This window comes from Dyella marensis (assembly GCF_900112865.1).
GTDB classification, from domain to species: domain Bacteria; phylum Pseudomonadota; class Gammaproteobacteria; order Xanthomonadales; family Rhodanobacteraceae; genus Dyella_D; species Dyella_D marensis_A.
Map to the genome: position 1 here is coordinate 140,585 of NZ_FONH01000007.1, position 25,375 is coordinate 165,959.

A 25,375-nucleotide genomic window follows, 5' to 3' on the forward strand; every position below is an offset into this window, starting at 1 on the left:
GGGGTGTTGAACATGACGAGTCCATGTCGTTCAGCTGGTTTTGGCAGAATGGCGCGACATGCGCCCGACATCAAGCCACCTTTTGTTCTATTTGTGCATCGTGTTCGGTTTCGCCGTGGCCCTGCCGGCCCGCGCGGATATCGTGCTGGAGGCCCGGCTGGTGGCGGTTCCCGGCGTGCGGCTGCAGGACGTGCAGATGCGCATCGCCGAGGACGGCGACGGCGGCCTGCGGCTCAGCCTGCGCGCGGCCAGGGCCGAGCTGCCGGTGCTGGGCTGGCGGCGCGTCGGGCTGGACATGCAGGGCGCGCTGTCGCGCGACCCGCACCTGCGCTGGCTGTTCGACGGCGGCCTGCGCCTGGCCGGCGCGCCGGGAGGCGCCTGGAACGACGCCAAGGTCAACCTGGTGCTGGACGAAGCGGCCAACACCCTGCAGGTCGACATCGACCAGGGCAAGTCGCTGGCCAGCGCGGCGCTGCCGCTGGACCAGCCCACGCACGCGCAGATCAGCCTCAAGGGCCTGCCCGCCGGCTGGCTGCAGGGGTTGCTCGGCACCATGTGGTCCGGCCGCGCCACCGCCGGCCGGCTGGATGCGGAGCTGGCGCTGGACGTGCAGGAGGGCGGGGTGCAGGCCTCCGGCCAGTTCGGCCTGGCCGACCTGGGTTTCGATACGCCCGCCGGCACCCTGGCCGGGCAGCGCCTCAACGGCTCCGGGCGGCTCAACGTCGACACCACCGGCGGTCCGGCGCGGATCGGCCTGGACGCCAGCCTGCGCGGCGGCGAACTGCTGCTGGGACCGATCTATGCGCGCCTGCCGGACCATCCGGTGCAACTGGGCCTGGATGCCAGCTCGCGCAACGGTGCGCTCGACTTCAGCCGCCTGCGCGTGGGCGACGCCGATGCGCTGCAGTTGGACGGCTCGTTGGGCTTCGACGCCAAGGGCCAGCTGCAGAAGCTCAAGCTCGACCGCTTCCAGGCCAGCTTCCCGGCGGCCTACCAGCGTTACGGCCAGTCCTGGCTGGCCACGCTGGGACTGCGCAATGCGCGCATCGCCGGCCAGCTCAGCGCCACGCTGGACCTCGGCGCCGATGGCCCGCAGGCATTCTCGTTCCAGACCGACGGCCTGGACATCGCCGACGGCGACGGCCGCCTCGCCATCGACGGCCTGCGCGGCGGCATGGACTGGGCGCTGCGCGGCGCGCGCCCGGCCACCACGCTGGCCTGGCGCGGCGCGCAGGTCTACCGGTTGGCGCACGGCGCGGCGCAGACTTCCTGGCAGAGCCGCGACGGCAATCTCGGCCTGCAGAGGGCGGTGGACATACCGCTGCTCGGCGGCCGCCTGCACGTGACCGACCTGGACTGGCGCCCGGCCGCGGCCAAGGGGCGGCGCCTGTCCACCTCGCTCGCACTCACCGGCGTGGACATGGCCGCTTTCAGCCGCGCCATGGGCTGGCCCGAATTCCCCGGCACCCTCGGCGGCGCGATCCCGGCCATGCGCTGGGTCGACGATCGCATCGAGATGGAAGGCGGCCTGTCGCTCAACGTGTTCGACGGCTTCGTCGACGTCACCCGCATGTCGCTGCAGGATCCGTTCGGCAACAGCCCGGTGCTGGCCGGCGACCTCGCCCTGCGCCAGCTCGACCTGGGCGCGATCACCAGCGTGTTCGACATCGGCAGCATCACCGGCCGCATGGACGGCAGCGTGCAGAAGCTGCGCCTGGTCAACTGGAATCCGGTGTCCTTCGACGCGCGCCTGCTCGCCGGCAGCGGCGGGCGCATCAGCCAGCGCGCGGTCAACAGCCTGGTCTCGGTGGGCGGCGGCGGCATCGCCGCCGGCCTGCAGGGCGCGATGCTGCGGCTGTTCAAGACCTTCAGCTACAAGCGCATCGGCCTCAACTGCGTGCTGCAGGGCACGGTGTGCCGCATGAGCGGACTGGACAGCGACGGCGATGGCTACACTATCGTCGAGGGCAGCGGGCTGCCGCGACTGCAGGTGGTCGGCCACCAGACCCAGGTGGACTGGCCGACCCTGGTGCGCCGCCTGAAGTCCGCCGCCGAGAGCGGCGGCCCCGAAGTCCATTGAGCATCGCCCCGAACATGAAGTTCTCCCTTTCCCTCCATGGAGCGTCGACCATGCGCAAGCTCGCCTACGTCCTGCTGACCTCGCTGCTCGTCGCGCTGGTCGGCTGCGTCACCATCAACGTCTACTTCCCCGAGGCCGCCGCGCAGAAGGCCGCCGACCAGTTCATCGGCACCGTGCTGGACAAGGCCAAGCCGGCGGACCAGGGCAATGACGGCAAGGACGAGCCCAAGCCGGCCGAGAAGCCCGGCAAGCAGCCGTCGGCGATGCTGCTGGACCTGCTGATCCCGGCCGCCTATGCGGCCGATACGCCCGGCACGCCGGACGTGCGCATCCAGACCGCCACCACCGAGGCGATCCGCGGCCGCATGCAGCAGCGCTTCCAGGGCAGCCTGGGCGCGCTGTTCGACAGCGGCGCGGTGGGCTTCACCAAGGACGGCCAGATCGCCGTGCGCGACGCCTCGAAGGTGCCGCTGAACCAGCGTGCCGAAGTCAACGCCAGCGTGGCCGACGAGAACCGCGACCGCAGCGCGCTGTACCGCGAGGTGGCCAACGCCAACGGCCATCCGGAGTGGGAAGCGCAGATCCGCGCCACCTTCGCCAAGGGCTGGATCGAGCGGGCGCGGTCCGGCTGGTATTATCAGGACCCCTCGGGCGCGTGGAAGCAGAAGTAATCCCCACCGCGCTTTCCCCGTTTCTCCGCGCCGCCCGGACTGCATGATCCGGGCGCGCGTGCTTTTAAGGGTCATGTTTTCCAAGGTCACGATGAAAGAGTTCGAAGCCACCATCACCGATCTCAGCCACGACGGCCGCGGCGTCGCCCGCATCGACGGCAAGGCCGTGTTCGTCGCAGGCGCCTTGCCGGGCGAAGAGGTACTGCTGCGCATCCGCCGCCGCCATCGCAGCTTCGACGAAGCCGAGACGGTGGAACTGCGCACCCGCTCGCCGCACCGCGTCGAGCCGCGCTGCCGCCACTACGGCCAGTGCAGCGGCTGCGCGCTGCAGCACCTGGACGCCGCATCGCAGATCGCCGCCAAGCAGCGCGTGCTGGCCGAGAACTTCGAGCGCATCGGCAAGGTAGCGCCGGCCGCGTGGCTGCCGCCGTTGACCGACCAGCCCTGGGCGTATCGCCGCAAGGGCCGCCTGTCGGTGCGCAACGTGGTGAAGAAGGGCCGCGTGCTGGTGGGTTTTCGCGAGGAGGACAACCCGCGCTTCGTCGCCGACATCGAGCAATGCGAAGTGGTGCATCCGGCGCTGGGGCCGAAGATCGGCCTGCTCGGCGAACTGGTGGGCTCGCTGGACGCGGCCGGCGATATCGCGCAGATCGAATTCGCCGCCGGCGACGACACCGTCGCCCTGGTGTTCCGTCACCTGAAGCCGCTCAGCGAGCAGGACCTGGCCAAGCTCACCGCCTTCGCCCAGGCCCACGATTTCGCCATCTACCTGCAGCCCGGCGGCATCAGCAGCGTGCATCCGCTGTGGCCCGAGCAGCCGCGCCTGGCTTTCCGCATCGAGGCGGGCGAGGGCGTGCCGGACGTGGAACTGGAATTCCGTCCGCTGGACTTCGTGCAGGTCAATGCCGGCATGAACCGGCGCATGATGGCGCGCGCGCTGGAACTGCTCGATCCGCAGCCGACCGACCGCGTGCTGGACCTGTTCTGCGGCCTGGGCAACTTCACCTTGCCGATCGCCCGCCGCGTGGCCGAAGTGGTCGGCGTGGAAGGCGAGCACGGGCTGGTCGAGCGCGCGGCGCAGAACGCCATGCGCAACGGCCTTGCCAACGCACGCTTCGAAGTCGCCAACCTGTTCGAGGACCAGCGCAATGCGCCGTGGGCGCGCCAGGCCTGGGACAAGCTGCTGCTCGATCCGCCGCGTGCCGGCGCCGACAAGGTGCTGGAGTACCTGCCGCACCGCGCGACGCAGCGCATCGTCTACGTGTCCTGTCATCCGGGCTCGCTGGCGCGCGACGCCGGCATCCTGGTGCAGAAGCATGGTTTCAGGCTCAGCGCCGCCGGCGTGATGGACATGTTCCCGCACACCGCGCACGTCGAATCCATCGCCCTGTTCGAGCGCGGCTGACGCCATGGGCGTGGAGATCGAACGCAAGTTCCTCCTGCGCGGCGACGGCTGGCGCAGCCTGATCGACAGCTCCGAGCGCATCGCCCAGGGTTACCTGGTCGGCGCCGAGGCGCTGCGCATGGGACAGGCGCGCGCCTCGGTGCGCGCGCGCATCGCCGGCGAGCAGGCCTGGCTCAACATCAAGTCGGCGGAACTCGGCATCGAGCGCGCCGAATTCGAATACGCCATCCCGGTGGCCGATGCCGAGGCCATGCTGGCCGGCCTGTGCGGTGGCGTGCTGGAGAAGTTTCGTCACCTTGTCACCGTGGACGGCGTAACGTTCGAGATCGACGAGTTCCTCGGCGCCAACGCCGGACTGGTGGTGGCCGAAGTGGAACTCGACGCGCCGGATGCGCCGTATCCGCGCCCCGACTGGCTGGGGCGCGAGGTGAGCGCGCTGGCGCGCTACTACAACGTCAACCTGATCGAGCATCCGTACGTGCGGTGGAGCGCCGCCGAACGCGAGGCCGACGACGCAGGGGAGCAAGCCTGATGCTGATGATCGGCCTGGCCGGGCTGGAACTGTCGGATACCGAACGCCGGCAGCTGGTGGCACCGGGCGTAGCCGGCGTGCTGCTGTTCGCGCGCAACTTCGCTTCGCGCGAACAGGTGAGCGCGCTGATCGAAGCGATCCGCGAGGTCGCCGGCGAGGACTTCCTCGTCGCGGTCGACCAGGAAGGCGGCCCCGTGCAGCGCTTCCGCGACGGCTTCACGCGCCTGCCGGCGCTGGCGAAGATCGGCGCGGTGCATGACCGCAATCCGGACGAGGCGATCCGCCTGGCCGAGGAACACGCCTGGGTGATGGCCAGCGAGATGCGCGCGATCGGCGTGGATTTCAGCTTCGCGCCGGTGGTCGACCTGGCGCGCGGCAACGCCGCGATCGGCGCGCGCGCCTTCCATGCCGACCCGGCGGTGGCCGCGGAACTGGGCCAGGCCTACGTGCGAGGCATGCACCTGGGCGGCATGGCGGCGGTGCTCAAGCATTTCCCCGGGCATGGCTCGGTGGCGGTGGATACGCACAAGGCGGCGGCGGTCGACCCGCGCCCGCTGGAGCAGATCCGCCGCGAGGACCTGCATCCGTTCGCCGAAGGCATCGAGGCGCGGGTGGAGGCGGTGATGATGGCCCACGTGGTCTATCCCGCCGTCGACGCGCAGCCTGCCGGTTTCTCCACGGTGTGGATCCAGCAGGTGCTGCGCGGCGAACTGGGCTTCCGGGGCGCGGTGATCAGCGACGACATCAGCATGGCCGCCGCGGGCGCCGCCGGCGGCGTGGCGGCGCGCGTGGCCGCCCACCTGGATGCCGGCTGCGACCTGGTGCTGGCCTGCTTCCCCGACGTGGTGGACGCCGCCATCGCCGCCGTGCAGGGCCGCGCCGCCGTGGCGCCGGAGCGCCTGGCCGCGCTGCGCGGCGCGCTGGGCGCCACCTGGGAAGGACTGACCGACAACCCGCAGCGCGAGCGTTTCATCGCGCGCATCACGGCGCTGGACGCCGAGGAAGGCAAGGCATGAGCACCGACGCTACCCCCACCATTCCCTCGCTGGCCGACGCGCTGGCCAACGCCGACCTGCTGTTCGACCGCGCCGCGCTGGAAGGCGTGATCGCCGACATGGGCCGGCGCATCGACGCCGCGCTGGACGGTGAGCGCGCGGTGTTCCTCACCGTGATGAACGGCGCGCTGGTATTCGGCGGCCACCTGGCCCTGGCCATCCGCACCGACCTCGAATTCGACTACGTGCACGCCACCCGCTACCGCGGCGCCACCACCGGCAACGAGCTGCACTGGCTGCGAGAGCCGCAGGTGTCGCTGGCCGGCCGCGTCGTGCTGCTGGTCGACGACATCCTCGACGAGGGCCACACCCTCAAGGCCGTGCGCGACGACTGCCTGCGCCGCGGCGCCAGCCGCGTGCTGGTGGTTTCGCTGTGCAGCAAGCGGCACGACCGCCTGGTCGAAGGCATCGCCGCCGATTTCAACGGCGTGGAATTGCCCGACCGCTACGTGTTCGGCTTCGGCATGGACTACTACGAGCAGGGCCGCAACCTGCCGGGCATCTACGCGCTGCGCTGAGCCGCGACGCAAAGGGAACGCATGAACATCCTCGGCATCTCCGGCAGCCTGCGCGCCGCCTCGTTCAACACCGCGCTGCTGCATGCCGCGCAGGAACTCGCCCCGGCCGGCATGGCCATCGCCGTGCATCGCCTGCACGAGCTGCCGCTGTTCGACCAGGACGTGGAAGAGCAGGGCGACCCCGCGCCCGTCAAAGCCTTGAAGGACGCGGTCGAGGCGGCCGACGGCCTGCTGCTGGCCTGCCCGGAATACAACGGCGGCATCAGCGGCGTGCTGAAGAACGCGATCGACTGGATCTCGCGCCCCGGCCACGAGCGCAAGGCCTCGGTGCTGGCCGGCAAGATCGTCTGCATCGTCGGCGCCAGCCCCGGTGCCACCGGCACCGTGCGTGCGCAGGACTCGCTGCGCCTGGTACTGCGCCGCGCCGGCGCGCGCACCGAGCCGCAGGGCGAGGTGCTGGTGTTCCAGGCGCATACCAAGATCGTCGACGGGCAGCTCGCCGACGAGCGCACGCGCGAGGCGCTGGCCCGCCACCTGCAGGCCTTCGCCGCGCGGCTGGCGACGGAGCCGGGTAGGTTGGGGTGAGCGCCAGCGAACCCCAACATTGCCGCGCGATATGAGCCATACGTTGGGGTTCGCTTGCGCTCACCCCAACCTACGCCCTACGAAACGAAGGAAGACCTCACCGTGACTATCGATCTGGCCGTCATCGGCGGCAGCGGCCTCTACAGCTTCCCGGGCCTGGAGAACACCACGCGCCACGGCGTCGACACGCCGTTCGGCAAGACCTCGGCCGACGTGGTCATCGGCGACTTCGCCGGCAAGCGCGTGGCCTTCCTCGCCCGCCACGGCGAGAGCCATGGCGTGCCGCCGCATCGGGTCAATTACCGTGCCAATTTGTGGGCGCTGCATTCGCTCGGTGCGCGAACTGTGATCGGCGTCAATGCTGTCGGTGGCATCCGCGACGACATGGGGCCGCGCGCGATCGTGGTGCCGGACCAGGTCATCGACTACACCCACGGCCGCTACACCAGCTTCTGCGACGCCGAAGGCGCCGAGGTGAAGCACATCGATTTCAGCGAGCCGTACACCGCAGCGCTGCGCCGCCAGCTGGTGGACGCGGCGGGGCAGGCCGGCATCGCGGTGATCGACGGCGGCTGCTACGGCGCCACCCAGGGCCCGCGCCTGGAGACGCGCGCCGAGATCGCGCGGATGAAGCGCGACGGCTGCGATCTGGTCGGCATGACCGGCATGCCCGAAGCGGCGCTGGCGCGCGAGCTGGAACTGGCTTACGCCTGCCTGGCGCTGGTCGCCAATTTCGCCGCCGGCTGCGGCGACGAAGCGGAGATCAGCATTGACGAAATCTTCGCGCACCTTAAGGCAGCGACCGCGGAAGTACCCCGCATCCTGGAGGCTTTGCTCAAAGCTTGAGCAGGTCGGCCTACCCCGTCCGCGCTATACGCACCCGCATATTGCGCTTTGACCTGAAACATGTTGATACTTCCGCCCGTGCCAGGGGCGGCGAACCAAGGGGTTGTGGTGGTTTGCAGGAAGCCATGGTGCATCCAATCCATGATTCAGAGGTTCACGCAATGCGTTTCGGTACGGTCAAGTGGTTCAACGACGCCAAGGGCTTCGGCTTCATCGCGCCCGAGGATGGTGGGGAGGACGTGTTCGTCCACTTTTCGGCGATCAATTCCAAGGGCTTCCGTAGCCTGCAGGAAGGCCAGCGGGTGAAGTTCGAAGTGACTACGGGTCCGAAGGGCGCGCAGGCTTCGGGCGTCGAGATCGCAGGCTGATACGCCGGGCCGGCGTTGCGTCGGCCATCGGTCAGAAACAGAAAAGTCTCGCATCGCAAGATGCGGGACTTTTTTTCTATGGGCCTGTCGCGGTAGCCGCCCGGCTCTTGCGGCTCGCGCGCGGCGGCGCGGTGGAACCGCGGATCACCAGTTCCGGCACGAAGCGTTCGCTGCCGGGCAGGGCGCCCTTCTGCAGCTGCTCGAGCAGGCGCGAGGCGGCGTGCCGGCCGATCTCGCTGGTCGACTGGCTGGCGGTGGTGAGCGCCGGCCAGGCCTGGCGCGAGAAGGGGTTGTCCTCGAAGCCGGCGATGGACAGGTCCCAGGGCACATCCAGTCCCGCCGAGCGGGCCGCGGCCAGCGCGCCGGCGGCGATCTCGTCGTTGCTGCCGAAGATCGCGCTGGGCGCATCCTTGCCGGCCAGCAGCTTGCGCGCGCGGCGGAAGCCGTCCTCGAAGGTGTAGGTGCCTTCCAGCACGTATTTCTTGCGCACGGGAATGCCGTGCTCCTTCATCGCATCCGCATAGCCCTCGTAGCGCTCCGGGCTGGAGCGGTAATGCGGATCGCCCCACAGGAAGGCGATCGCGGTGTGGCCGAGCTGGATCAGGTAGGCGGTGATCGCGTACGCCGCCTTGTGGTCGTCGACGTAGACGCAGGCCGCGCCGTCCTTCGGATCGCCGCGGGCGGCGATGATCCGCGCATAGGCCACGTCGTTGGCCTTGAGTCTGGCCAGCAGGCGCGCGTTCTCCGACATCGGCGGGGTCAGCACCAGGCCGGCCAGCCGCGCGTTCTTGGCCAGCAGGGACAGCTCGTCCGTCAGGCGCGGCGAGCGCGGGTCGCAGGGATAGATCAGCAACTCGTAGCCATGCTCGCGGCAGGCGCCGAGCACGCCGTTCTGCAGGCTGAGGATGTAGTTGGCGTTGGGATTGTCGTCGTAGACCAGGGCGATGGTGAACGAGCGCGTGCCGCGCAGGCTGCGCGCCGTGGCGTCGGGCCGGTAGTGCAGGGTCTCGATCGCGCGCCGCACTTTCTGCACGGTGTCGGCATGCACGGTCGGCTCGAGGTTGATTACGCGCGACACCGTCATCGGCGATACGCCGGCTAGGCTGGCGACGTCTTTGATCGTAGGCCTGCGCAACGCGACGCTCTCCCCTGGGCGCGAGAGACCATCCTAGCCGAAGCGGCACGGGGCCGGCGACGCGACTTCCGTTCTAGAACGCCGCGGATGCCGCCGGCTTCGCATCCTGGAGATAGCGTTACCAGGAATGAAGCGGGACGGTCTCATGCAGGCGCGGCGTGAAAACGCGGCGCCGGTGCCGCGCCGCATTTCCATCGAAGACCAAACACTCCATATATAAGGAGTAAGCAGCACACATGGCGTAGCGTGACGGCGCGCACACGCCACCACTTAAGGTATCTCCCGCAACCGTTGATAACGTTACCATTCCGCCTTAGCATCGGCCCGATGACAAGGGCACGGCATCCGCGTGTCCAGCGAATGACGGGGAGAGTCGATGCAGGAACGTGCGTGGGGAGCGGTGGTGCCAAGGCCCAAGCTCGTGCTGGCGGCGGACGTGGGCGGCACGCATGCGCGCATCGGCCTGGTCGATGCCGCGGCGCCGGCCGGCGCCAGCGGCGTGCTGGCCTACGAGCGCTATGCGGGCGCCGACTGGCCGGGCCTGGCCGAGATCCTCGCCGACTTCCTCGCCCGCCATCCCGGCCATGCCGTCGATGAAGCGGCCATCGCCGTCGCCGGCTATGTGCGCGACGGCGAACTGGTCGCCGAGAACCTGCGCTGGCCGGTGCGCCTGGCCGAGCTGCGCGAACGCCTGCGGCTGCGCCGGCTGCAGGTGGTCAACGATTTCGAGGCGCTGGCCTTCGCCACCCAATACCTCGGGGCGGACGACAGCCTCGCCGTGATCGACGCGCCGGCCGCGGCCGGCCCGGTCGCGGTAGTCGGGCCGGGCACCGGCCTGGGCTGCGCCTTGCTGGTGCCGGACGGCAACGGCGTCACCGTGCTGCCCAGCGAAGGCGGCCACGTGGCGCTGGCACCGGGCAGCGAACGCGAGATGGCCTTGTTGCAGCTGCTCTCGCGTGGACGCGACTACGTGCATACCGGCCACGTGCTGTCCGGCCCCGGCCTGGTGAATCTCTATCGCGCGATCGGCGAGCTCGACGGCCTGTCCGCGGTCCACGCGCAACCCGAGCAGATCAGCGCGGCGGCGCTCGACGGCGGCGATGCGCTGGCGCTGGACACGCTGCATACGTTCTGCGCGATGCTCGGCGGTTTCGTCGGCGACCTGGCGGTGCTGTTCAAGGCCTCCGGCGGCGTCTTCCTGGCCGGCGGCATCCTGCCGCAGCTGCGCGAATTCCTGCCGTACAGCGCCTTCCGCGAGCGCTTCTTCAACAAAGGCGTGATGCGCGATTTCCTCGCGGGCGTGCCCGTGCGCCTGATCGAGCACGGCCGCCTGGGCGTGCTCGGCGCGGCAGGTCTCGCCGCGCGCGCAGAAGTTTGAAAGGCGCGGGCCCCGCGCCCGCGCACAAGGACCGGTTCCAGTCCGGACACATGGCCGCATGCCCGACGTGGCCGCAGGAGGGGGACATGACAACGACAACATTCATTGGGAGGTGAAGCATGTTGGCAATCAAGCATCGCGGACACGAGCTGTCCCGCAACATTCTGGCGTGCGTGCTGGGCCTGGCCCTCAGCGGCACGGTCTTCGCGCAGGCGACCACCGGTTCGATCTTCGGTACCGTCGGCGGCGACGCCGCCGGCAGCACCGTGGTGGTGCAGGGCGACAACGGCGTGTCGCGCCGCATCCCGGTCGGTGCGGACGGCCGCTACCAGGCCGGCGCGCTGCCGGTCGGCAACTACAAGGTGATGCTGGAGCGGCAGGGCGCCGTGGTGGCGACGCACGACCAGGTCTCGCTGCGCGTCAGCAGCGGCACCCAGGTCGACTTCGCCGGCGCGGCCGCGGCCGTGGGCACCACCAATCTGCAGGGCGTGCAGGTCACCGCCAGCGCGCTGCCGCCGATCGACGTGAGCAGCGTGGATTCGCGCACGGTGATCACCGCGCAGCAGCTCGATGCGCTGCCGCTGGCGCGCACCGCCGAGGACATCGCGCTGCTGGCGCCGGGCACGGTCACCTCGGGCTCCAACTTCACCAGCCGCATCGGCGGCGGTGGCGACCTGGTTTCGTTCGGCGGCGCCTCGGGTGCGGAGAACGCGTACTACATCAACGGCTTCAACACGACCGATCCGTACAAGGGCCAGGGCGCGCTGCAGCTGCCGTACGGCTCGATCGACCAGCAGGAAGTGCTGACCGGCGGCTACAGCTCGATGTACGGCCGTTCCGACGGCGGCGTGATCAGCCAGGTCGGCAAGAGCGGCACCAACGACTGGCACTACGGCGCCCAGGTGCAGTGGACGCCGCGCTCGCTGATGTCCTCCCCGGACGACATCGTCTACGCGCGCAACCGCTACGCCGGCAAGCTGTATCAGTACCGCCAGGACGACAAATCCTGGCGCACCACCTATAGCGCCTATGTCGGCGGCCCGCTGATCAAGGACCGCCTGTACTTCTTCGTCGCCGCCGAGGCCGACAAGGAGCAGGGCAGCAACACCGCCACCAGCGACGCCAGCAGCCCCTCGCGCAGCAACTACACCTACACCACGCCGAAGTGGTACGCCAAGCTCAACTGGAACATCACCGACAACCACCTGCTCGAGCTGACCGGTATCCAGAGCGAGCAGCACGGCTCCGGCAGCAACTATGCCTTCGACTACGACACCCATCGCGCCGGCGCCTTCCAGTCGTATTCCGACCGCACCAAGACCGGCGGCGATGCATACATCATCAAGTACACCGGCTATCTCACCGACAACATCACGCTGAGCGCGATGTACGGCAAGATGCGCCTGCACGACTACTCGGCGCCGGTCAGCTATGACCCGAACCTGCCGTATCTGCAGAACATCCAGGACCAGAACCTGGCGCTCACCGGCGGCCGTCCGATCGGCAACAGCCAGTCGACGTTCTCGGTGCCCGCATCCACCCAGGGCTCGCAGAACACCAACCTGCGCATCGACCTGGAATGGCGCCTGGGCGACCACAAGCTCAACCTCGGCATCGACGACCAGACCCCGCGCACCATCGACCAGGGCAGCAACAGCCTGACCTGGACCTATGCGCACAACAACGACGCCACCGCGCCGGTCGATCCGGCCAACGGCATCGGCGCGCCGGGCGGCAACGGCTACTACGTGATGAAGGAAGTGGTGACCGGCGCGGCGGGCGTGAAGACGGTCGAGCACGCGCAGTACCTCGAAGACACCTGGCAGGTGACCGACCGCTTCCTGCTCAACGTCGGCCTGCGCAACGACGCCTTCGCCAACTACAACAACAGCGGGCAGAAATTCACCTCGCAGAACCGCAACTGGTCGCCGCGCCTGGGCTTCAGCTGGGACGTGTACGGCGACGCCAGCCTGAAGGTGTACGGCAACGCCGGCCGCTACTACCTGGCGATCAACAACAACACCGCCTACGACGGCGCCACCGGCTACGCCTGGAACCGCACCTACTACACCTACACCGGCATCGACGCCAACGGCATGCCCACCGGCCTGACCCCGTTCGGCTATTACGACGTCAACGGCCACACCGGCCAGGCGCCCGATCCGCGCACGGTGGCTTCCAAGAACCTCGGCGCGGAGTACCAGGACGAATTCATCCTGGGCGCGACCAAGGCGATCACGCCGGAGTGGATCACCGGCGTGAAGGGCACCTTCCGCGTGCTGCGGCAGATCTCCGACGACGTGTGCGACAGCTCCAACCTGCTCATCGCCAAGACCAAGGCGATGTACAACCTCACCGACGACCAGATCACCGCCAACCGCGGTGCCTGCTACATCTTCAATCCGGGCAAGACCAACAACTTCGACGTGCTCACCACCCAGGGCTACCTGCGCGTGCCGATGAGCAACGGCGACTGGGGCTTCGCCCAGGGTCCCAAGCGCAAGTACTACGCGCTGGAGATGTTCCTGGAGCATCCGCTGGGCAAGGACGACTGGGGCGGCCGCCTCAGCTATGTGTATTCGCGCAGCTACGGCAACTCCGAAGGCCTGCTGCAGGTGTCGCGCGGCAACGACTCGGTGGGCGTGACTCAGGACTGGGACAACGCGTATGTGATGGACCGCGCCAACGGCGTGCTCGGCAACAACCGCACGCACCAGGTCAAGGCCTACGGCACCTACCGCATCTCGCCGGAATGGATGGTCTCCGGCGTGGCCAACCTGGCTTCGGGCGGTCCGCACAACTGCCTGGGCTTCTACGGCACCGACCAGTCACAGCCCGACGGCTACGGCTCGTATTACCACTGGTGCAACGGCAAGCCCTCGGTGCCGGGCTCGATGGGCGACCTGCCGTGGACATACCGCATCGACCTCAATGTCACCTACCGTCCGGCCTTCGCCGATCACAAGCTGGCTTTCAACCTGAGCGTGTTCAATGTGCTCAACCAGCAGCGGCCGCTGGTGCTGTACACCCGCTACAACAACACCGCCACGCCGGACAAACTCAACGACCTGTACGACACGGTCAAGGTGATGGAGTCGCCGCGCTACGTGCGTTTTGGCGTCAGCTACGATTTCTGACGATCGTTAAAGTCCTGCGGCCGGCCCATGCCGGCCGCAGGCATTCGCCTGTACTCTCGGGCGATTACTTAATTCCGCCTGGAGACGCTCATGGCCGACCGCCGCCGCTTTCTCAAGACCGCTGCGCTGGGCGTGACCGCCGCGGCGCTTTCCTCCCGCATCGCACCGGCGCTGGCCGACGGCAAGGCCGCCGGCATGAGCGGCGGCCGCAAGCCGCGCGTGATCTCCACCTGGGACTTCGGCGTGCCCGCCAACCTCGCCGCCTGGGCGGTCCTGGCCAAGGGCGGCCGCGCGCTGGATGCGGTCGAAGCCGGCGTGATGATCCCCGAAGCGGATCTCAAGAATCACAGCGTGGGCCGAGCGGGTTATCCCGACCGCGACGGCCACGTCAGCCTCGACGCCAGCATCATGGACGGCGACGGCAGCTGCGGCGCGGTCGCCGCGCTGGAGGGCATTGCCCATCCGATCCAGGTCGCGCGCCGCGTGATGGAGCGCACCCCGCACGTGCTGCTGGTGGGCGAGGGCGCGCAACAGTTTGCGGTCGAGCAAGGCTTCAAGAAGGAAAAGCTGCTTACGCCGGAATCCGAAAAGGCCTGGCACGAGTGGCTGAAGACCGCGCACTACCAGCCCAGCGCCAACAGCGAAGTGCGCGACTACGGCAAGGGCGCCGGCGGCAAGGACAACCACGACACCATCGGCATGCTCGCGATCGACGCGCAGGGCCGCCTGGCCGGCGCCTGCACCACCAGCGGCATGGCCTGGAAGCTGCGCGGCCGCGTGGGCGACAGCCCGATCATCGGCGCCGGCCTGTACGTGGACGGCGAGGTCGGCGGCGCCACCTCGACCGGCGTGGGCGAGGAAGTGATCCGCAATGCCGGCAGCTTCCTGGTGGTGGAACTGATGCGCCAGGGCCGTTCGCCGCAGCAGGCCTGCGAGGAAGCGGTGATGCGCATCGTCAAGAAGCGGCCGCAGGCCGCCAAGGATCTGCAGGTCGGCTTCCTCGCCATCAATCGCGAGGGCGAAGTGGGCGCGTTCGCGATCCAATCCGGTTTCAGCTACGCGGTCTGCGACGGCGCCAAGCAGGACGGCCTGTTCCCGTCCAAGAGCGTGTACTGAGATGGCTGGCCGCTATCTGCTCGAGGTGGCGGCCAACTCCGTCGCCTCCGCGCAGGCCGCGCAGGATGGCGGCGCCGGCCGCGTGGAACTGTGCACCGGCCTGGAACTGGGCGGCCTGACGCCATCCGTGGCGCTGATCGCGATGGTGCGCGAGCGCCTGCATATTCCGCTGTATGTGCTGGTGCGTCCGCGCGCCGGCGATTTCCTGTACAGCGATATCGAATGCGAAATGATGCAGCGGGATATCGAGACCTGCGCGGCGCTGGGTTGCGACGGCGTGGTGATCGGCGTGCTCGATGCGGATGGGCGGATCGACAGCGAGCGCTGTAAACCTCTGGTGCGCGCGGCCGGCGGCATGGGCGTGACCTTCCATCGCGCCTTCGATCTCACCGTCGATCCGGAACAGGCGCTGGAGGATGCGCTTGCACTCGGCTGCGAGCGCGTGCTCACTTCGGGTGCAAGAGCCAGTGCGATGGATGGCGCGCCGTTGATCCGGCGCCTGGTGGAACGGGCGGACGGCTGTATCGCGGTGATGCCCGGTGCGGGCCTGACGCCGCAGAACATCGCCGCGCTGGCCGAAGCCACCGGCGCCACGGAGCTGCATGCGTCGGCCAAGCGGCAACTGCCTTCGGGCATGCGGCATCAGCGCCCCGAATTGCACGATATGGAAGGCGGCGAGATCCGCAGCGATGTGGAGCAGGTGCGGGCGCTGGTGGCAGCGCTCAATGCGTAACTGCCGGACGGCGTAAGCGAACGGCGTAGGTTGGGGTGAGCCGCAGGCGAACCCCAACGGATCTGGCCATCACCCATCGCCTGTTGGGGTTCGCCTGCGGCTCACCCCAACCTACGCCGGCGCATTCGCCAATGCGTGCCGCTCAGGCGGCGAACTGCAACTTCGCCAGTTCCGCATACAGCCCGCCTTCCGCCAGCAGGCTCTCATGTGTGCCCTGCGCTACGATCCGCCCGCCGTCCATCACCACGATCCGATCCGCGCGCTGCACCGTGGCGAGGCGATGCGCGATCACCAGCGTCGTGCGCCCTTTCTCCAGCCGCTCCAGCGCCTGCTGGATCGCGGCTTCCGACTGCGCGTCCAGCGCCGAGGTCGCCTCGTCCAGCAGCAGCAGCGGGGCGTCGCGCAGGATCGCGCGCGCGATGGCCACGCGCTGGCGCTGGCCGCCGGACAGGCGCACGCCGCGCTCGCCCAGTTCCGAGGCGTAGCCGCCGTCGAGCGCGCTGATGAATTCGTGCGCCTCGGCCGCGCGCGCGGCATCGCGCACTTCGTCGTCGCTGGCGTCCTGGCGGCCGAAGCGGATGTTGTCGGCGGCGGTGCCGCTGAAGATCACCGTCTCCTGCGGCACCAGCGCGATCGCGCCGCGCAGTTCCGGCAGCGCCAGCGCGCGCAGGTCGACGCCGTCCAGCGTGATGCGGCCCTGCTGCGGGTCGTAGAAGCGCAGCAGCAGCGCCAGCACGGTGCTCTTGCCGGCGCCGGAGGGGCCGACCAGGGCCACCGTCTCGCCGGGCCGGATGCGCAGCTCGAAATCGTGCAGCGCCGGTGCGTCCGGGCGGCTGGGATAATGGAAAGCCACCTGGTCGAAATGCAGCTCGCCACTCACCGGCTTAGGTAAAGGCTGCGGTTGCGGCGGGCTGGTCACCTCGGCACGCTCGCCCAGCAGTTCGCCGATGCGCTCCATCGCACCGGCCGCGCGCAGCACGTCGCCCCACACTTCGGACAGGCCGGCGACCGAGCCGGCGGCGAAGATCGCGTACAGCACGAACTGGCTGAGCAGGCCCGGCGTCAGGTCGCCGGCCAGCACGTCGCGCGCGCCGATCCACAGCACCAGGGTGATCGCGCCGAACATCAGCACGATCACCGCCGCGGTCAGCAGCGAGCGCGTGCCGATGCGCTTGCGTGCGGTGGCCAGCGCGCGGGTGATGGCGCTGCCGTAGCGCGTGCTCTCGATGTCCTCGCGCGCATAGGCCTTCACCGCGGGCGCGGCGTTGAGCGTTTCGTTGGCGATCGCGGCGGCGTCGGCCAGGCGGTCCTGGCTGGCGCGCGAGAGCTTGCGCACGCGGCGGCCGAACACCAGGATCGGCAGCATCATTGCGGGGATCACCAGCGCGGTGAAGCCGGCCAGGCGCGGGATCGTCCACACCATCGCCACCACCGCGCCGACCAGGGTCACCATGCTGCGCAGGGCCACCGAGATGCCCGAGCCGATCAGCGCCTGCACCACTTCGGTGTCGGTGCCCAGGCGGGAGATCAGTTCACCGACGCGGCTGCGCTCGAAGAAGCCCACGTCCAGCCGGATCACGTGCGAGTAGAGCTTGGAGCGCATCGAGGCCAGCGCGCGCTCGCCCAGCAGGGTGATGCAGAAATAGCGCGCCGCGGTCGACGCGGCCAGCACCAGCGCCACGCCGAACAGGCCCAGGAAGGTGAGGTTGATGGTCGCCGCGTTGGCGGCGCCGAAGCCCTGGTCGATCATGTGCCGCACCGCCATCGGCAGCACCAGGGTGGAGCCGGAGGAGATCGACAGGAACACCAGCCAGCCGATCGCCAGCGCGCGATGCGGCTTGAGGAACGGCCACAGTTGGCGCAGGGCGCCGAGGCGGCGCTTGGGGGAGGATTCGTTCGCCTGTGAGTCGCTCATGGGGTTCGCCGGGTCTGGACCGGTGGGAGATTGGGGCCCGAACAGGCGATTCAATCACACGCGCAGGGCGAAAAGGGTGACGCTCATGCCCCGGCGGACGTCGGCGCCAGCGCCGGCCGCGTCGCGCGGCCCGCCTGCAGGCGGTCGCGCAGGCGCAGGAACGGCCGTTCCACCGCGTAGTGCAGCAGCGCGCCGCCGGCCAGCGCGCAGATTGCATACAGCGCGAACGCTGCCAGGCCCTGGATCGCCGGATGCGCGGCGAGCCAGGTCTGCACCGCGTGAAACACCAGCTTGTGATCCAGATAGAGGCTATAGGACACCAGCGCCAGCCAGCCCGCGCCCGGCACGCGATGCCGTCCCAGCCAGCAGGCCGGGCTGGTGGCGGCGGCCACGATCAGCGCCAGTCCCCACGACAGCAGCGGATAGCCGAGTACCGAGGCGAGCAGCCCGGCGCGGTCCTGGAAGATCGCCAGCGCGATGCCTGTAAGCACCACGCCCGCCAGCAGCGCGAGGTTCGCCTTCGCCTGCAGCCGCGCCCACAGCGCCGGCCGGTATGCCTGCGTCGCCGCCAGCACGACACCGGCGAGCAGGCCGTCGAGCCGGTTCCAGGTCGGGTAATAGATCACCTCGACGAAAGGGCGCTCGCCCATGTGCACGAACAGCCACCAGCGCAGCGCCATGCCGCCGAGCAGCAGGAACAGGCACAGCGCCACGAACGCGCGCAGCGAGCCGCGCCGCGCCACCCACCAGGCCAGCAGCGGGAACAGCAGATAGAAATGCTCCTCCACGCACAGCGACCACACGTGCGAGAACGCCTTGTTGTGCTCGTAGTCGATCAGGAAGTTGACCGTATACGTGAGGAACTGCCACAGCGGCTGGATACCCGGCGCCTCGCGCGCCGACGGCAGGGCGAAATACACCGCCAGCACCGCCAGGAAGGCCGGCATGGTGCGCAGCGCGCGGCGCAGATAGAAGCGCCCGAATGCCGGCGGCCGGCCTTCGGCCAGCGGCTTGAGCCATTGCGAGCCGATCAGGTAACCGCTGAGCACGAAGAACAGATCCACCCCGGCCCAGCCGTTGTCCTCCAGCCAGCTCCACCCGTCGCCCAGGCCGCCGACGAAATACGAATGGAACAGCATCACCCACACGATGGCGATGGCGCGCAGCAGGTCGAGGCCGGGCAGGCGGTGCATGGATGGAATCAGTCCCTGAGTGTGCGGCCGCGGCGGCCATGCGAAAGGCGCGATTCTGAGAAGCTCTCGTGGCGGCGGCAAGCGCTGGCCGATGGCGTTTTGCGGGCAATCGGCGAAGCGTGTGCGGCACCGGGTGAGACGTGTGCTCAAGGTGGAATCCTTCTCCTTCCGGCGACCCGAAGGTAGTCCCCGTGGGAGAGCACGCGGGAAGCGCACATGGATGTGCGCGGCTCTGAGGAGCGAGGAAGGTGGCGGCAGCCGGATGAGGGTGCGGGCGAAGCGGTGCGCATCACTCTTGCGCTCCGCCCGTACCCTCACCCCCACCCCTCTCCCGGGGGGAGAGGGGCTCCGCGTTGCGGCACGCCCAAACGTTGCGATTGCTTTCCTCAACCTTCAAGGTGGAATCCTTCTCCCTCCGGGAGAAGGTGGCGGCAGCCGGATGAGGGTGCGGGCGGAGCAGTGCATATCAACCTTGCGCTCCGGCCGTACCCTCACCCCAACCCCTCTCCCGAAGGGAGAGGGGCTCAAGCGTTCAATCCAGTCGCCGTGCCACCGCACGCCCGCGCGTGATGTCGACGATGCGCGCCTGCGTTTCCGCCACGCGGCTTTCCGGCAGGCGCAGTACCAGTTCCACGCCGTCGGCGCCGAAGCGCTCCTCTTCGACCTGCGCCTCGCCTTCTTTCAATCGCGCCTTCAGCAAGGCCAGCTCCGCGAATTCGCAATGCAGACCCAGGCGCGCCATCGCCACGATCGCTACCCGTTCCGCCAGCCGCAGGCATTCCGCTGCCGTGCCGCCATAGGCGCGCACCAGCCCGCCGGCGCCGAGCTTGATGCCGCCGTACCAGCGCGTCACCACTACCACCGCGCGGTCGATGCCCTGGCCCTCGATCGCCTGCAGGATCGGCCGGCCCGCGGTGCCGCCGGGTTCGCCGTCGTCGTTGAAGCGGTAATCCTGGCCGATGCGATAGGCCCAGCAGTTGTGCGTGGCGGCGGGATCGCCGACCTGGCGCACGAAGGCCAGCGCCTGCTCCGGCGTGTCGACCGGCGCGGCCTGGGCGAGGAAGCGGCTCTTCTTGATCTCTTCGAGGTGCTGGCAGGGACCGGCGAGCGTATGGCTCACGCTCATGGCGTGAGCAGCTGCGTGCGCAGGTCGTCGGGCAGCGGATAGTCGGGGTGATCGCGGTGGAAGTCGGCCAGGCGCTGGCGCGCTTCGTCGCGGCGGTCGGCGGCGAGCAGGCGGCGGATCTTGTCCAGTTCCTGCGTGGGCGTGTCGTGCTCGTCGCGGGCGGTATCGATCGGCGGCGGGGCCGGCGCGGCGAGCGGAGCCATGGCGCGCGCGGCCGTGACGCCGGAGGCCGCCTCGGCGTTTGAATGGGCCATGGCCGCCGGTTCGGGGCGGCGCTGTTCGATCACGCGCTGCGCGGATTTCGCCGCGAACGATGGCGCCTGTTCCGCGGCGACCGGCGCGGCCCGGTCGGTAGCGGCCGGAACCCCGGCGACCGGTGCGGCCATGGGCGCGGCGGGTACGGCAGTCGCCTGTTCCTGCAGATTCGGGCTTGGTGCGGGAGCGGCGCGCTTGGCCATCACGGCATCCGCGGCGAGATGCGCGGGCGGCGGCGCGGGAGGCGGAGGCGGCGCGTGCTGTGCATCGGCCTGGATTTCCCCGACCGCTTCAGGTTTCGCCGGGGGCGCGGCAGCGGCAGGCGCGTTCGCTTCCTGCACGGTCACCGCGCCTGCCTGCGCGGGCGGCGTGCTCGCCGGCATGTCGCGCATGCGCCAGCCCAGTCCGGCGGCCAGCACCAGGATCGCCGCGCTGCCCAGCGCGACCGGCCAGCGCGCGCGGCGCGCCGGACGCAGCGTCGCGGCGGCCGGTTCGCCGCTGCGCACCGCTGCCGCCGCCGCGCGCAGCACGGCCGCGTCCAGCGCGGGAGCGGGCTCCTTGCGCGGCAGCTTGCGGTACAGCGCGTCCAGTTCGTCTTCGCCGGGCAGGCGTTCGTCATTGGAGCGGGCGTCGTCAGGGCGATGCGTATTCATTCGGCCAGCTGCTCGCGCAGTTTGTTCATGGCATAGCGCAGGCGCGATTTCACGGTCTCGCGGCCCACGCCGGTGACGTCGGCGATTTCCTCCAGGCTCAGTTCCTGTTCCAGGCGCAGCAGCACGGCAGTGCGCTGTTCGTCCGGCAATTGCTCGATGGCGCGCTGCAGGCGGCGGCGCTGTTCGAAGTCCGACAGGGCGTGCTCGGGCTGTTCCTGCGCAGGCGCCTCCATCTGCGCGATCGCCAGCTCGCCCGCTTCGCCGTCCAGCGTCGGCCGCTTGCGGCGATAGCTGTCGACCAGCAGGTTATGCGCGATCTGCAGCAGCCAGGTGGTGAATTTCGCCTGCGGCTGGTAGCGCTCGCGCGCGGCGATCACGCGACTCCAGGTTTCCTGGAACAGTTCGTCGGCAACGGCCGGCTGGCGGCAGGCGCGCAGCAGGAAGCGGTACAACGTGCCGCGATGGCGCGCGTACAGGGCCTCGAACGCACCCAGGTCGCCCTGCGCGTAGGCCAGCATCAGCGTCGCGTCCTCGTCCACCGCGGTATCCATGGCGGGCGAGGGTAAGCGAAATCGGCCGCGCGGGTAAGCGGCGGGCAGGGCGGGTGCGCAGGTGTTCATCGCTGGATGCAACGCCCTCGCGCGGACGGCGGGGTTGGCTCAGCCGATCACGGCGCCCGGGTCGGGCTTGCGGAAGTCCTCCGGCCCGAAGTCCTGGGTCAGGCGGAACACGCCCTCGTGCACCTTGCGTGGCAGCACCACGTCCAGCACGGTGGTCTGGTGCGGGCCCAGCGCGGCGAACAGGTCGTCCACCGTCGACGCCGGCAGGTGATGCACCAGGCCGGTGACGATGGTCGGCTGGATCAGCGCGGTATACGGGCGGCGCCCGTCCATCACCGGCCGCAGCGTCTGCCGGCTGTTGCGCGGATCGGCCACGCGCGAGTCGCCCGCGAGCAGCGAATAGTCGAGGAAGAACGACACCACCGCCGGTGCGCGGCTGTTGGCCTGGCGATCCAGCATGAAGCCGCGCGGCATCCAGTCCGGATTGGCCGGCGTGCCGGCGGCGAGCAGGAAGCGCGTATCGGGCAGCGGCTCGCCGGCTTCGTCGGCCAGCCGCACGATCAGCAGGCTGCGCGGATCGTGGATGTGCACGCGCGGCGGGAAGGGGCCGACCGGTTCGAGTTCCACCTTGTCGGCGTCGCGCTGTGCGTTTTCCGCGTCGAAGGCATCGCACAGCGCGGTGTAGCTCGCGCGATCCGCCACGCGCAGGCAGCGCAGCACCGCGTCGATGGTGGCGGCGGGCGCGGCGGCCATGATGCCCTGCGTCGCGCCGGAGTGGGATGCGCCTGGAATCAGCTTGAATGCCGTGCGCGGCGCACGCACGAGATTGAGGCCGAGCACGTCGGCATTCGCGCCGTTGCTCTTGCAGGTGAGCACCGCATGCGCGGCATTGAGGTTGGCGGCGGCGATGCGCACCACGCCGTCCGAGCCATCCTCGCCGGTGTAGCTGTTGACGTGGTCGTACATCGCGCGATCGGGACGGTCGCCGGTCAGCGCAAACAGGAACTGCCCCTGCTCGGCCGGATCGGCACCATGGATGTGATCCACATTGAGCGACAGCGACTCGGGGCTGCCCAGTTCCAGCCAGTCGAGAATGCGCTGCCCGGGCTCCACGCCGTCGAATGCCGAACGCATGCGCCCGAGCAGGCCCTTGCCCAGCTGCGCCAGCGCCGAGCCGAAGTTGGCGGGCGCCAGCATCACCAGATGCGTGAGGCGGATCGTGCTGTAGGCCCCGGGCCGTTCGCGCTGTGCGCGCAACCATTCGCGCACCAGCGGGCCGCCGGTCGAATGCGTGACGCAGGCGAAGCTGGGGCCGTCCAGGTGCAGGTCGCGCAGCGCGTGGTCGAAGCCGCGCACCAGGTCGGCCATGGTGACCGCGTCGTCGAAGCTCACGTACTTAGACAGCCACAGGTCCGCGATGCGCACGCCCATGCCCTGCGCGGCGGCCTGCTGCTGCAGGCGTGCGGGCAGGGCGCCATAGGTCGAGGTGTTGGTGACGCTCCAGCCGTGGACGAAGACGAGGGTGGTCATGGGGCCAGGGGTCCTGAGGGTTGCAGGATGGGTATGCCGCGTCAGCGAGCGGTGCCGATCGCCACGGATGATGCCAGCCGGACGTCGCGCTTCCTGCGACCGGTGCAGTCGAGCGGGCTACTTCGCCTTCGGTGCATTCAAGCCCAGCGCGTTGTACACGTGATAGCGCGCGATCCCCACATACTCGTGCAGGGCCGCATCCGCCACCGTGAAATTCCACGACAACGGGTAGACCGACCACAACGGCTCGACCAGGTCCGCGCGCACCGGCGCCGGTTCGATGCCGAAGTGGGCGAAGTACAGCAGGCTGCGGCGCATGTGCAGGCCGGAGGTCACCAGCACGGTGCGCTGCGGGCCGTAGGCGGCGAGGATCGGCTTGCTGTACTGGGCGTTGTGCCAGGTGCTGAGGCTGCGCTCTTCGACCAATACGTCGGCCGCGGGCACCCCGGCATGGACCAGCGCATCGCGGTAGACCACGGCCTCGGGCTCGCCATTGCCGAGCGCGTCGCCGCCGCTGGCGAGCACTTTGCAGTCGCCCCCGGCCGCGTGGCAGGAGTGGTACTGCTCGACCGCGGCGAGGATGCGGCCGTTGGCGAAGAAGCTCGGTTCCAGCGTGCGGTGGATCGGGTCCCTGGCGGTGCCCGCGCCGAGCAGCACGATCGCGTCATGCGCGCCCCACACCAGGGACGGCGCGCTGGCGTAGTCGCCCTGCAGTCCGCGCATCAGCCAGGCCGGCACCGGTCCGCAACCGATGGCGAACACCAGCAGCAGCGCGAGGATGCCGCAGGCGCGGGCGAGCCGGGGCCGCCTGCGGCGGGCGAGACAGGCGAGCAGGCCGAGCAACAGCAGTACGATCAGCGACATCGGTCCATTCCATTGCGCGCCATCGCGCGGTCACCAAGCGCTGCAGCTTAACCGGCGCACATGGCGGTGGGGCGCATGGCCGCTGGATCGGTGCGGAAAACGTGCTGCGCGGCAGCAAAGACTGCATACGTATTCATCCGCAGCGCCGGCGGGCGCCACGCAGAATCGGCCGACTTTGTTTCGATGACACGGCACGGGGAGCGCCGCAGCATGAATGCAGTGGAGATCGTGGAAGGGGAGGGCCGCGCGACCGCGCGGGTGGTGCTGATCGCCGCGGCTGCGGCCTTGGGCGGATTCCTGTTCGGCTTCGACACCGCGGTGATCAACGGCGCGGTGGATGCGGTGCGCGGCAGCTTCGGGCTCGGTGCGGGACGCATCGGTTTCGCGGTGTCGTGCGCGCTGCTCGGCTCGGCGCTGGGTGCCTGGTATGCCGGCCCGCTGGCGGATCGCTGGGGCCGTGTGCGCACCATGCAGGTGGCGGCGGTGCTGCTTGCCATCAGCGCGTTGGGCTCGGGGCTCGTGGCCGGCGTGTGGGACCTGGTGCTGTGGCGCCTGGTCGGCGGCATCGGCGTGGGCGTGGCGTCGGTGATCGCGCCGACGTATATCGCTGAAGTTTCGCCGGCGCGGGTGCGCGGGCGGCTGGGTTCGCTGCAGCAGCTGGCGATCGTGCTGGGCATTTTCGCCGCGCTGCTCAGCGACGCGTGGCTGGCCGGCACCGCCGGCGGCGCCTCGCAGAAGCTGTGGCTCGGACTGGAAGCCTGGCGCTGGATGTTCCTGGTGGCGGTGGTGCCGGCGCTGATCTACGGCTCGCTGGTGCTGGGCGTGCCCGAATCGCCACGCCATCTGGTGGCCAAGGGGCGCATGGACGAAGCGAAGCAGGTGCTGCGCCAGGTGCTGGACCTGCAGGACGAACATGCGCTGCAGCACAAGCTCGGCGATATCGCGCAGAGCCTGCGCTCCGAATACCGCCCCGGCCTGCGCGACCTGCGCGGTTCGATGGCCGGCCTGCTGCCGGTGGTGTGGGTGGGCATCCTGCTGTCGGTGTTCCAGCAGTTCGTCGGCATCAATGTGATCTTTTATTACTCGTCCACGTTGTGGCATTCGGTGGGCTTCAGCGAGTCGGATGCGTTCTCGATCAGCGTAGTGACTTCGGTGGTCAACGTGCTGGTGACCCTGGTGGCGATCGCGCTGGTCGATCGCATCGGCCGCAAGCCTTTGCTGGCGATCGGTTCGGCCGGCATGACGGTGACCTTGGGCCTGATGGCCTGGTGTTTCTCGCAGGCTGCCGGTAGCGGCGCGGCGCTGAGCCTGCCGGCGCCGTGGGGCATGGTGGCGCTGGTGGCCGCCAATGCCTATGTGGTGTTCTTCGGCCTGAGCTGGGGCCCGATGGTGTGGGTGCTGCTCGGCGAGATGTTCCCCAACCGGATCCGTGCGATCGCCCTGGCGGTGGCCGCGGCGGCGCAGTGGGTGGCGAACTTCATCATCACCAGCAGTTTTCCGGCGCTGTCGGAGCTGGGGTTGAGCTTCGCTTACGGGGTGTATGCGTTCTTCGCGCTGGTGTCGCTGGTGTTCGTGGTGAAGGCGGTGCGGGAGACGAAGGGGATGGAGCTGGAGGAGATGGGGCGCTGAGCCCCACCTCTCCGTACGTCGTAGGTTGGGGTGAGCCGCAGGCGAACCCCAACATCAAGCGCATCGCATCGTTGGGGTTCGCCTGCGGCTC

The 25,375-nt window shown here is 69.4% G+C and carries 22 protein-coding genes; 14 read left to right on the forward strand and 8 right to left on the reverse strand.

Annotated features, from left to right (window positions below; all coding sequences use genetic code 11):
• Window positions 1–58 precede the first annotated feature (58 nt).
• From BM172_RS12295 to BM172_RS12335, 9 genes are all read left to right on the forward strand, one after another.
• Window positions 59–2,080, forward strand: a complete 2,022-nt coding sequence (locus BM172_RS12295) for a hypothetical protein (RefSeq protein ID WP_026633233.1) — start codon at window positions 59–61, stop codon at window positions 2,078–2,080.
• Window positions 2,081–2,130: 50 nt separating this feature from the next.
• The gene (locus tag BM172_RS12300; protein ID WP_026633232.1) at window positions 2,131–2,751 is read left to right on the forward strand and encodes a YdbL family probable chaperone protein; all 621 of its coding nucleotides are present in this window, start codon (window positions 2,131–2,133) and stop codon (window positions 2,749–2,751) included.
• A gap of 91 nt (window positions 2,752–2,842) precedes the next feature.
• Window positions 2,843–4,156 carry a 23S rRNA (uracil(1939)-C(5))-methyltransferase RlmD gene (gene rlmD / locus BM172_RS12305; protein WP_026633231.1) on the forward strand — a complete coding sequence of 438 codons (1,314 nt, stop codon included), beginning with the start codon at window positions 2,843–2,845 and terminating at the stop codon, window positions 4,154–4,156.
• A 4-nt stretch (window positions 4,157–4,160) separates the two neighbouring features.
• Complete coding sequence (locus BM172_RS12310; protein WP_026633230.1) at window positions 4,161–4,688, forward strand: CYTH domain-containing protein; 528 nt, start codon at window positions 4,161–4,163, stop codon at window positions 4,686–4,688.
• Complete coding sequence (gene nagZ / locus BM172_RS12315) at window positions 4,688–5,704, forward strand: beta-N-acetylhexosaminidase (RefSeq protein ID WP_026633229.1); 1,017 nt, start codon at window positions 4,688–4,690, stop codon at window positions 5,702–5,704. Before BM172_RS12310 ends, nagZ begins: the two co-directional genes overlap by 1 nt.
• Window positions 5,701–6,261 carry a hypoxanthine-guanine phosphoribosyltransferase gene (locus BM172_RS12320; protein WP_026633228.1) on the forward strand — a complete coding sequence of 187 codons (561 nt, stop codon included), beginning with the start codon at window positions 5,701–5,703 and terminating at the stop codon, window positions 6,259–6,261. The genes nagZ and BM172_RS12320 overlap by 4 nt, the downstream gene beginning before the upstream one ends.
• Before the next feature lie 21 nt (window positions 6,262–6,282).
• The gene (locus BM172_RS12325; protein ID WP_026633227.1) at window positions 6,283–6,846 is read left to right on the forward strand and encodes an NADPH-dependent FMN reductase; all 564 of its coding nucleotides are present in this window, start codon (window positions 6,283–6,285) and stop codon (window positions 6,844–6,846) included.
• Between the two features lie 102 nt (window positions 6,847–6,948).
• A complete protein-coding gene (locus BM172_RS12330; protein ID WP_026633226.1) occupies window positions 6,949–7,692 on the forward strand; it encodes an S-methyl-5'-thioinosine phosphorylase in 744 nt (247 codons plus the stop codon).
• A gap of 161 nt (window positions 7,693–7,853) precedes the next feature.
• Window positions 7,854–8,060 carry a cold-shock protein gene (locus BM172_RS12335; protein WP_026633225.1) on the forward strand — a complete coding sequence of 69 codons (207 nt, stop codon included), beginning with the start codon at window positions 7,854–7,856 and terminating at the stop codon, window positions 8,058–8,060.
• A gap of 76 nt (window positions 8,061–8,136) precedes the next feature.
• On the opposite strand, the gene BM172_RS12340 is transcribed toward BM172_RS12335, so the two are convergent.
• On the reverse strand, window positions 8,137–9,195 hold the full coding sequence (locus BM172_RS12340; protein WP_035322152.1) for a LacI family DNA-binding transcriptional regulator: 1,059 nt from the start codon (window positions 9,193–9,195) through the stop codon (window positions 8,137–8,139).
• A 376-nt stretch (window positions 9,196–9,571) separates the two neighbouring features.
• Between BM172_RS12340 and glk the strand changes: the two genes are divergently transcribed.
• The 4 genes from glk (at window position 9,572) to BM172_RS12360 (ending at window position 15,559) form a co-directional block, all read left to right on the forward strand.
• A complete protein-coding gene (glk, locus tag BM172_RS12345) occupies window positions 9,572–10,573 on the forward strand; it encodes a glucokinase (protein ID WP_035322151.1) in 1,002 nt (333 codons plus the stop codon).
• 119 nt (window positions 10,574–10,692) lie between these two features.
• On the forward strand, window positions 10,693–13,710 hold the full coding sequence (locus BM172_RS12350) for a TonB-dependent receptor (RefSeq protein ID WP_051548284.1): 3,018 nt from the start codon (window positions 10,693–10,695) through the stop codon (window positions 13,708–13,710).
• Window positions 13,711–13,800: 90 nt separating this feature from the next.
• Window positions 13,801–14,826 (forward strand): glycosylasparaginase, encoded by a 1,026-nt coding sequence (locus BM172_RS12355; protein WP_026633223.1) that lies wholly within the window; start codon window positions 13,801–13,803, stop codon window positions 14,824–14,826.
• Between the two features lies 1 nt (window position 14,827).
• Window positions 14,828–15,559 carry a copper homeostasis protein CutC gene (locus BM172_RS12360; protein ID WP_026633222.1) on the forward strand — a complete coding sequence of 244 codons (732 nt, stop codon included), beginning with the start codon at window positions 14,828–14,830 and terminating at the stop codon, window positions 15,557–15,559.
• 142 nt (window positions 15,560–15,701) lie between these two features.
• Here BM172_RS12360 and BM172_RS12365 read toward each other — a convergent pair whose 3' ends face one another.
• From BM172_RS12365 to BM172_RS12395, 7 genes are all read right to left on the reverse strand, one after another.
• Window positions 15,702–17,474 carry an ABC transporter transmembrane domain-containing protein gene (locus BM172_RS12365; RefSeq protein ID WP_026633221.1) on the reverse strand — a complete coding sequence of 591 codons (1,773 nt, stop codon included), beginning with the start codon at window positions 17,472–17,474 and terminating at the stop codon, window positions 15,702–15,704.
• An 83-nt stretch (window positions 17,475–17,557) separates the two neighbouring features.
• Complete coding sequence (locus tag BM172_RS12370; protein WP_026633220.1) at window positions 17,558–18,667, reverse strand: acyltransferase family protein; 1,110 nt, start codon at window positions 18,665–18,667, stop codon at window positions 17,558–17,560.
• A gap of 532 nt (window positions 18,668–19,199) precedes the next feature.
• Window positions 19,200–19,793, reverse strand: a complete 594-nt coding sequence (locus tag BM172_RS12375) for an IMPACT family protein (RefSeq protein ID WP_026633219.1) — start codon at window positions 19,791–19,793, stop codon at window positions 19,200–19,202.
• Window positions 19,790–20,701 carry a hypothetical protein gene (locus BM172_RS12380; RefSeq protein WP_035322150.1) on the reverse strand — a complete coding sequence of 304 codons (912 nt, stop codon included), beginning with the start codon at window positions 20,699–20,701 and terminating at the stop codon, window positions 19,790–19,792. Before BM172_RS12380 ends, BM172_RS12375 begins: the two co-directional genes overlap by 4 nt.
• The gene (locus tag BM172_RS12385) at window positions 20,698–21,252 is read right to left on the reverse strand and encodes an RNA polymerase sigma factor (RefSeq protein WP_026633218.1); all 555 of its coding nucleotides are present in this window, start codon (window positions 21,250–21,252) and stop codon (window positions 20,698–20,700) included. Before BM172_RS12385 ends, BM172_RS12380 begins: the two co-directional genes overlap by 4 nt.
• Before the next feature lie 108 nt (window positions 21,253–21,360).
• A complete protein-coding gene (locus BM172_RS12390; protein ID WP_026633217.1) occupies window positions 21,361–22,791 on the reverse strand; it encodes a lipase family protein in 1,431 nt (476 codons plus the stop codon).
• A 117-nt stretch (window positions 22,792–22,908) separates the two neighbouring features.
• The gene (locus BM172_RS12395; RefSeq protein ID WP_026633216.1) at window positions 22,909–23,655 is read right to left on the reverse strand and encodes a YdcF family protein; all 747 of its coding nucleotides are present in this window, start codon (window positions 23,653–23,655) and stop codon (window positions 22,909–22,911) included.
• Between the two features lie 183 nt (window positions 23,656–23,838).
• Here BM172_RS12395 and BM172_RS12400 point away from each other — a divergent pair, with 183 nt between their 5' ends.
• Complete coding sequence (locus tag BM172_RS12400; RefSeq protein WP_081804979.1) at window positions 23,839–25,284, forward strand: sugar porter family MFS transporter; 1,446 nt, start codon at window positions 23,839–23,841, stop codon at window positions 25,282–25,284.
• Window positions 25,285–25,375: the final 91 nt, after the last annotated feature.

What these genes read in the sequence shown, in the direction of transcription:
- BM172_RS12310 (WP_026633230.1), top strand. Translation starts at nt 4,161, where the DNA reads ATGGGCGTGGAGATCGAACGCAAGTTCCTCCTGCGCGGCGACGGCTGG.
- BM172_RS12350 (WP_051548284.1), top strand. Translation starts at nt 10,693, where the DNA reads ATGTTGGCAATCAAGCATCGCGGACACGAGCTGTCCCGCAACATTCTG.
- rlmD (WP_026633231.1), top strand. Translation starts at nt 2,843, where the DNA reads ATGAAAGAGTTCGAAGCCACCATCACCGATCTCAGCCACGACGGCCGC.
- BM172_RS12385 (WP_026633218.1), bottom strand. Translation starts at nt 21,252, where the DNA reads ATGGATACCGCGGTGGACGAGGACGCGACGCTGATGCTGGCCTACGCG.
- BM172_RS12365 (WP_026633221.1), bottom strand. Translation starts at nt 17,474, where the DNA reads ATGAGCGACTCACAGGCGAACGAATCCTCCCCCAAGCGCCGCCTCGGC.
- BM172_RS12320 (WP_026633228.1), top strand. Translation starts at nt 5,701, where the DNA reads ATGAGCACCGACGCTACCCCCACCATTCCCTCGCTGGCCGACGCGCTG.
- BM172_RS12400 (WP_081804979.1), top strand. Translation starts at nt 23,839, where the DNA reads ATGACACGGCACGGGGAGCGCCGCAGCATGAATGCAGTGGAGATCGTG.
- BM172_RS12380 (WP_035322150.1), bottom strand. Translation starts at nt 20,701, where the DNA reads ATGAATACGCATCGCCCTGACGACGCCCGCTCCAATGACGAACGCCTG.
- BM172_RS12335 (WP_026633225.1), top strand. Translation starts at nt 7,854, where the DNA reads ATGCGTTTCGGTACGGTCAAGTGGTTCAACGACGCCAAGGGCTTCGGC.
- BM172_RS12395 (WP_026633216.1), bottom strand. Translation starts at nt 23,655, where the DNA reads ATGTCGCTGATCGTACTGCTGTTGCTCGGCCTGCTCGCCTGTCTCGCC.
- BM172_RS12390 (WP_026633217.1), bottom strand. Translation starts at nt 22,791, where the DNA reads ATGACCACCCTCGTCTTCGTCCACGGCTGGAGCGTCACCAACACCTCG.
- BM172_RS12370 (WP_026633220.1), bottom strand. Translation starts at nt 18,667, where the DNA reads ATGCACCGCCTGCCCGGCCTCGACCTGCTGCGCGCCATCGCCATCGTG.
- BM172_RS12355 (WP_026633223.1), top strand. Translation starts at nt 13,801, where the DNA reads ATGGCCGACCGCCGCCGCTTTCTCAAGACCGCTGCGCTGGGCGTGACC.
- BM172_RS12375 (WP_026633219.1), bottom strand. Translation starts at nt 19,793, where the DNA reads ATGAGCGTGAGCCATACGCTCGCCGGTCCCTGCCAGCACCTCGAAGAG.
- glk (WP_035322151.1), top strand. Translation starts at nt 9,572, where the DNA reads ATGCAGGAACGTGCGTGGGGAGCGGTGGTGCCAAGGCCCAAGCTCGTG.
- BM172_RS12300 (WP_026633232.1), top strand. Translation starts at nt 2,131, where the DNA reads ATGCGCAAGCTCGCCTACGTCCTGCTGACCTCGCTGCTCGTCGCGCTG.
- nagZ (WP_026633229.1), top strand. Translation starts at nt 4,688, where the DNA reads ATGCTGATGATCGGCCTGGCCGGGCTGGAACTGTCGGATACCGAACGC.
- BM172_RS12295 (WP_026633233.1), top strand. Translation starts at nt 59, where the DNA reads ATGCGCCCGACATCAAGCCACCTTTTGTTCTATTTGTGCATCGTGTTC.
- BM172_RS12325 (WP_026633227.1), top strand. Translation starts at nt 6,283, where the DNA reads ATGAACATCCTCGGCATCTCCGGCAGCCTGCGCGCCGCCTCGTTCAAC.
- BM172_RS12360 (WP_026633222.1), top strand. Translation starts at nt 14,828, where the DNA reads ATGGCTGGCCGCTATCTGCTCGAGGTGGCGGCCAACTCCGTCGCCTCC.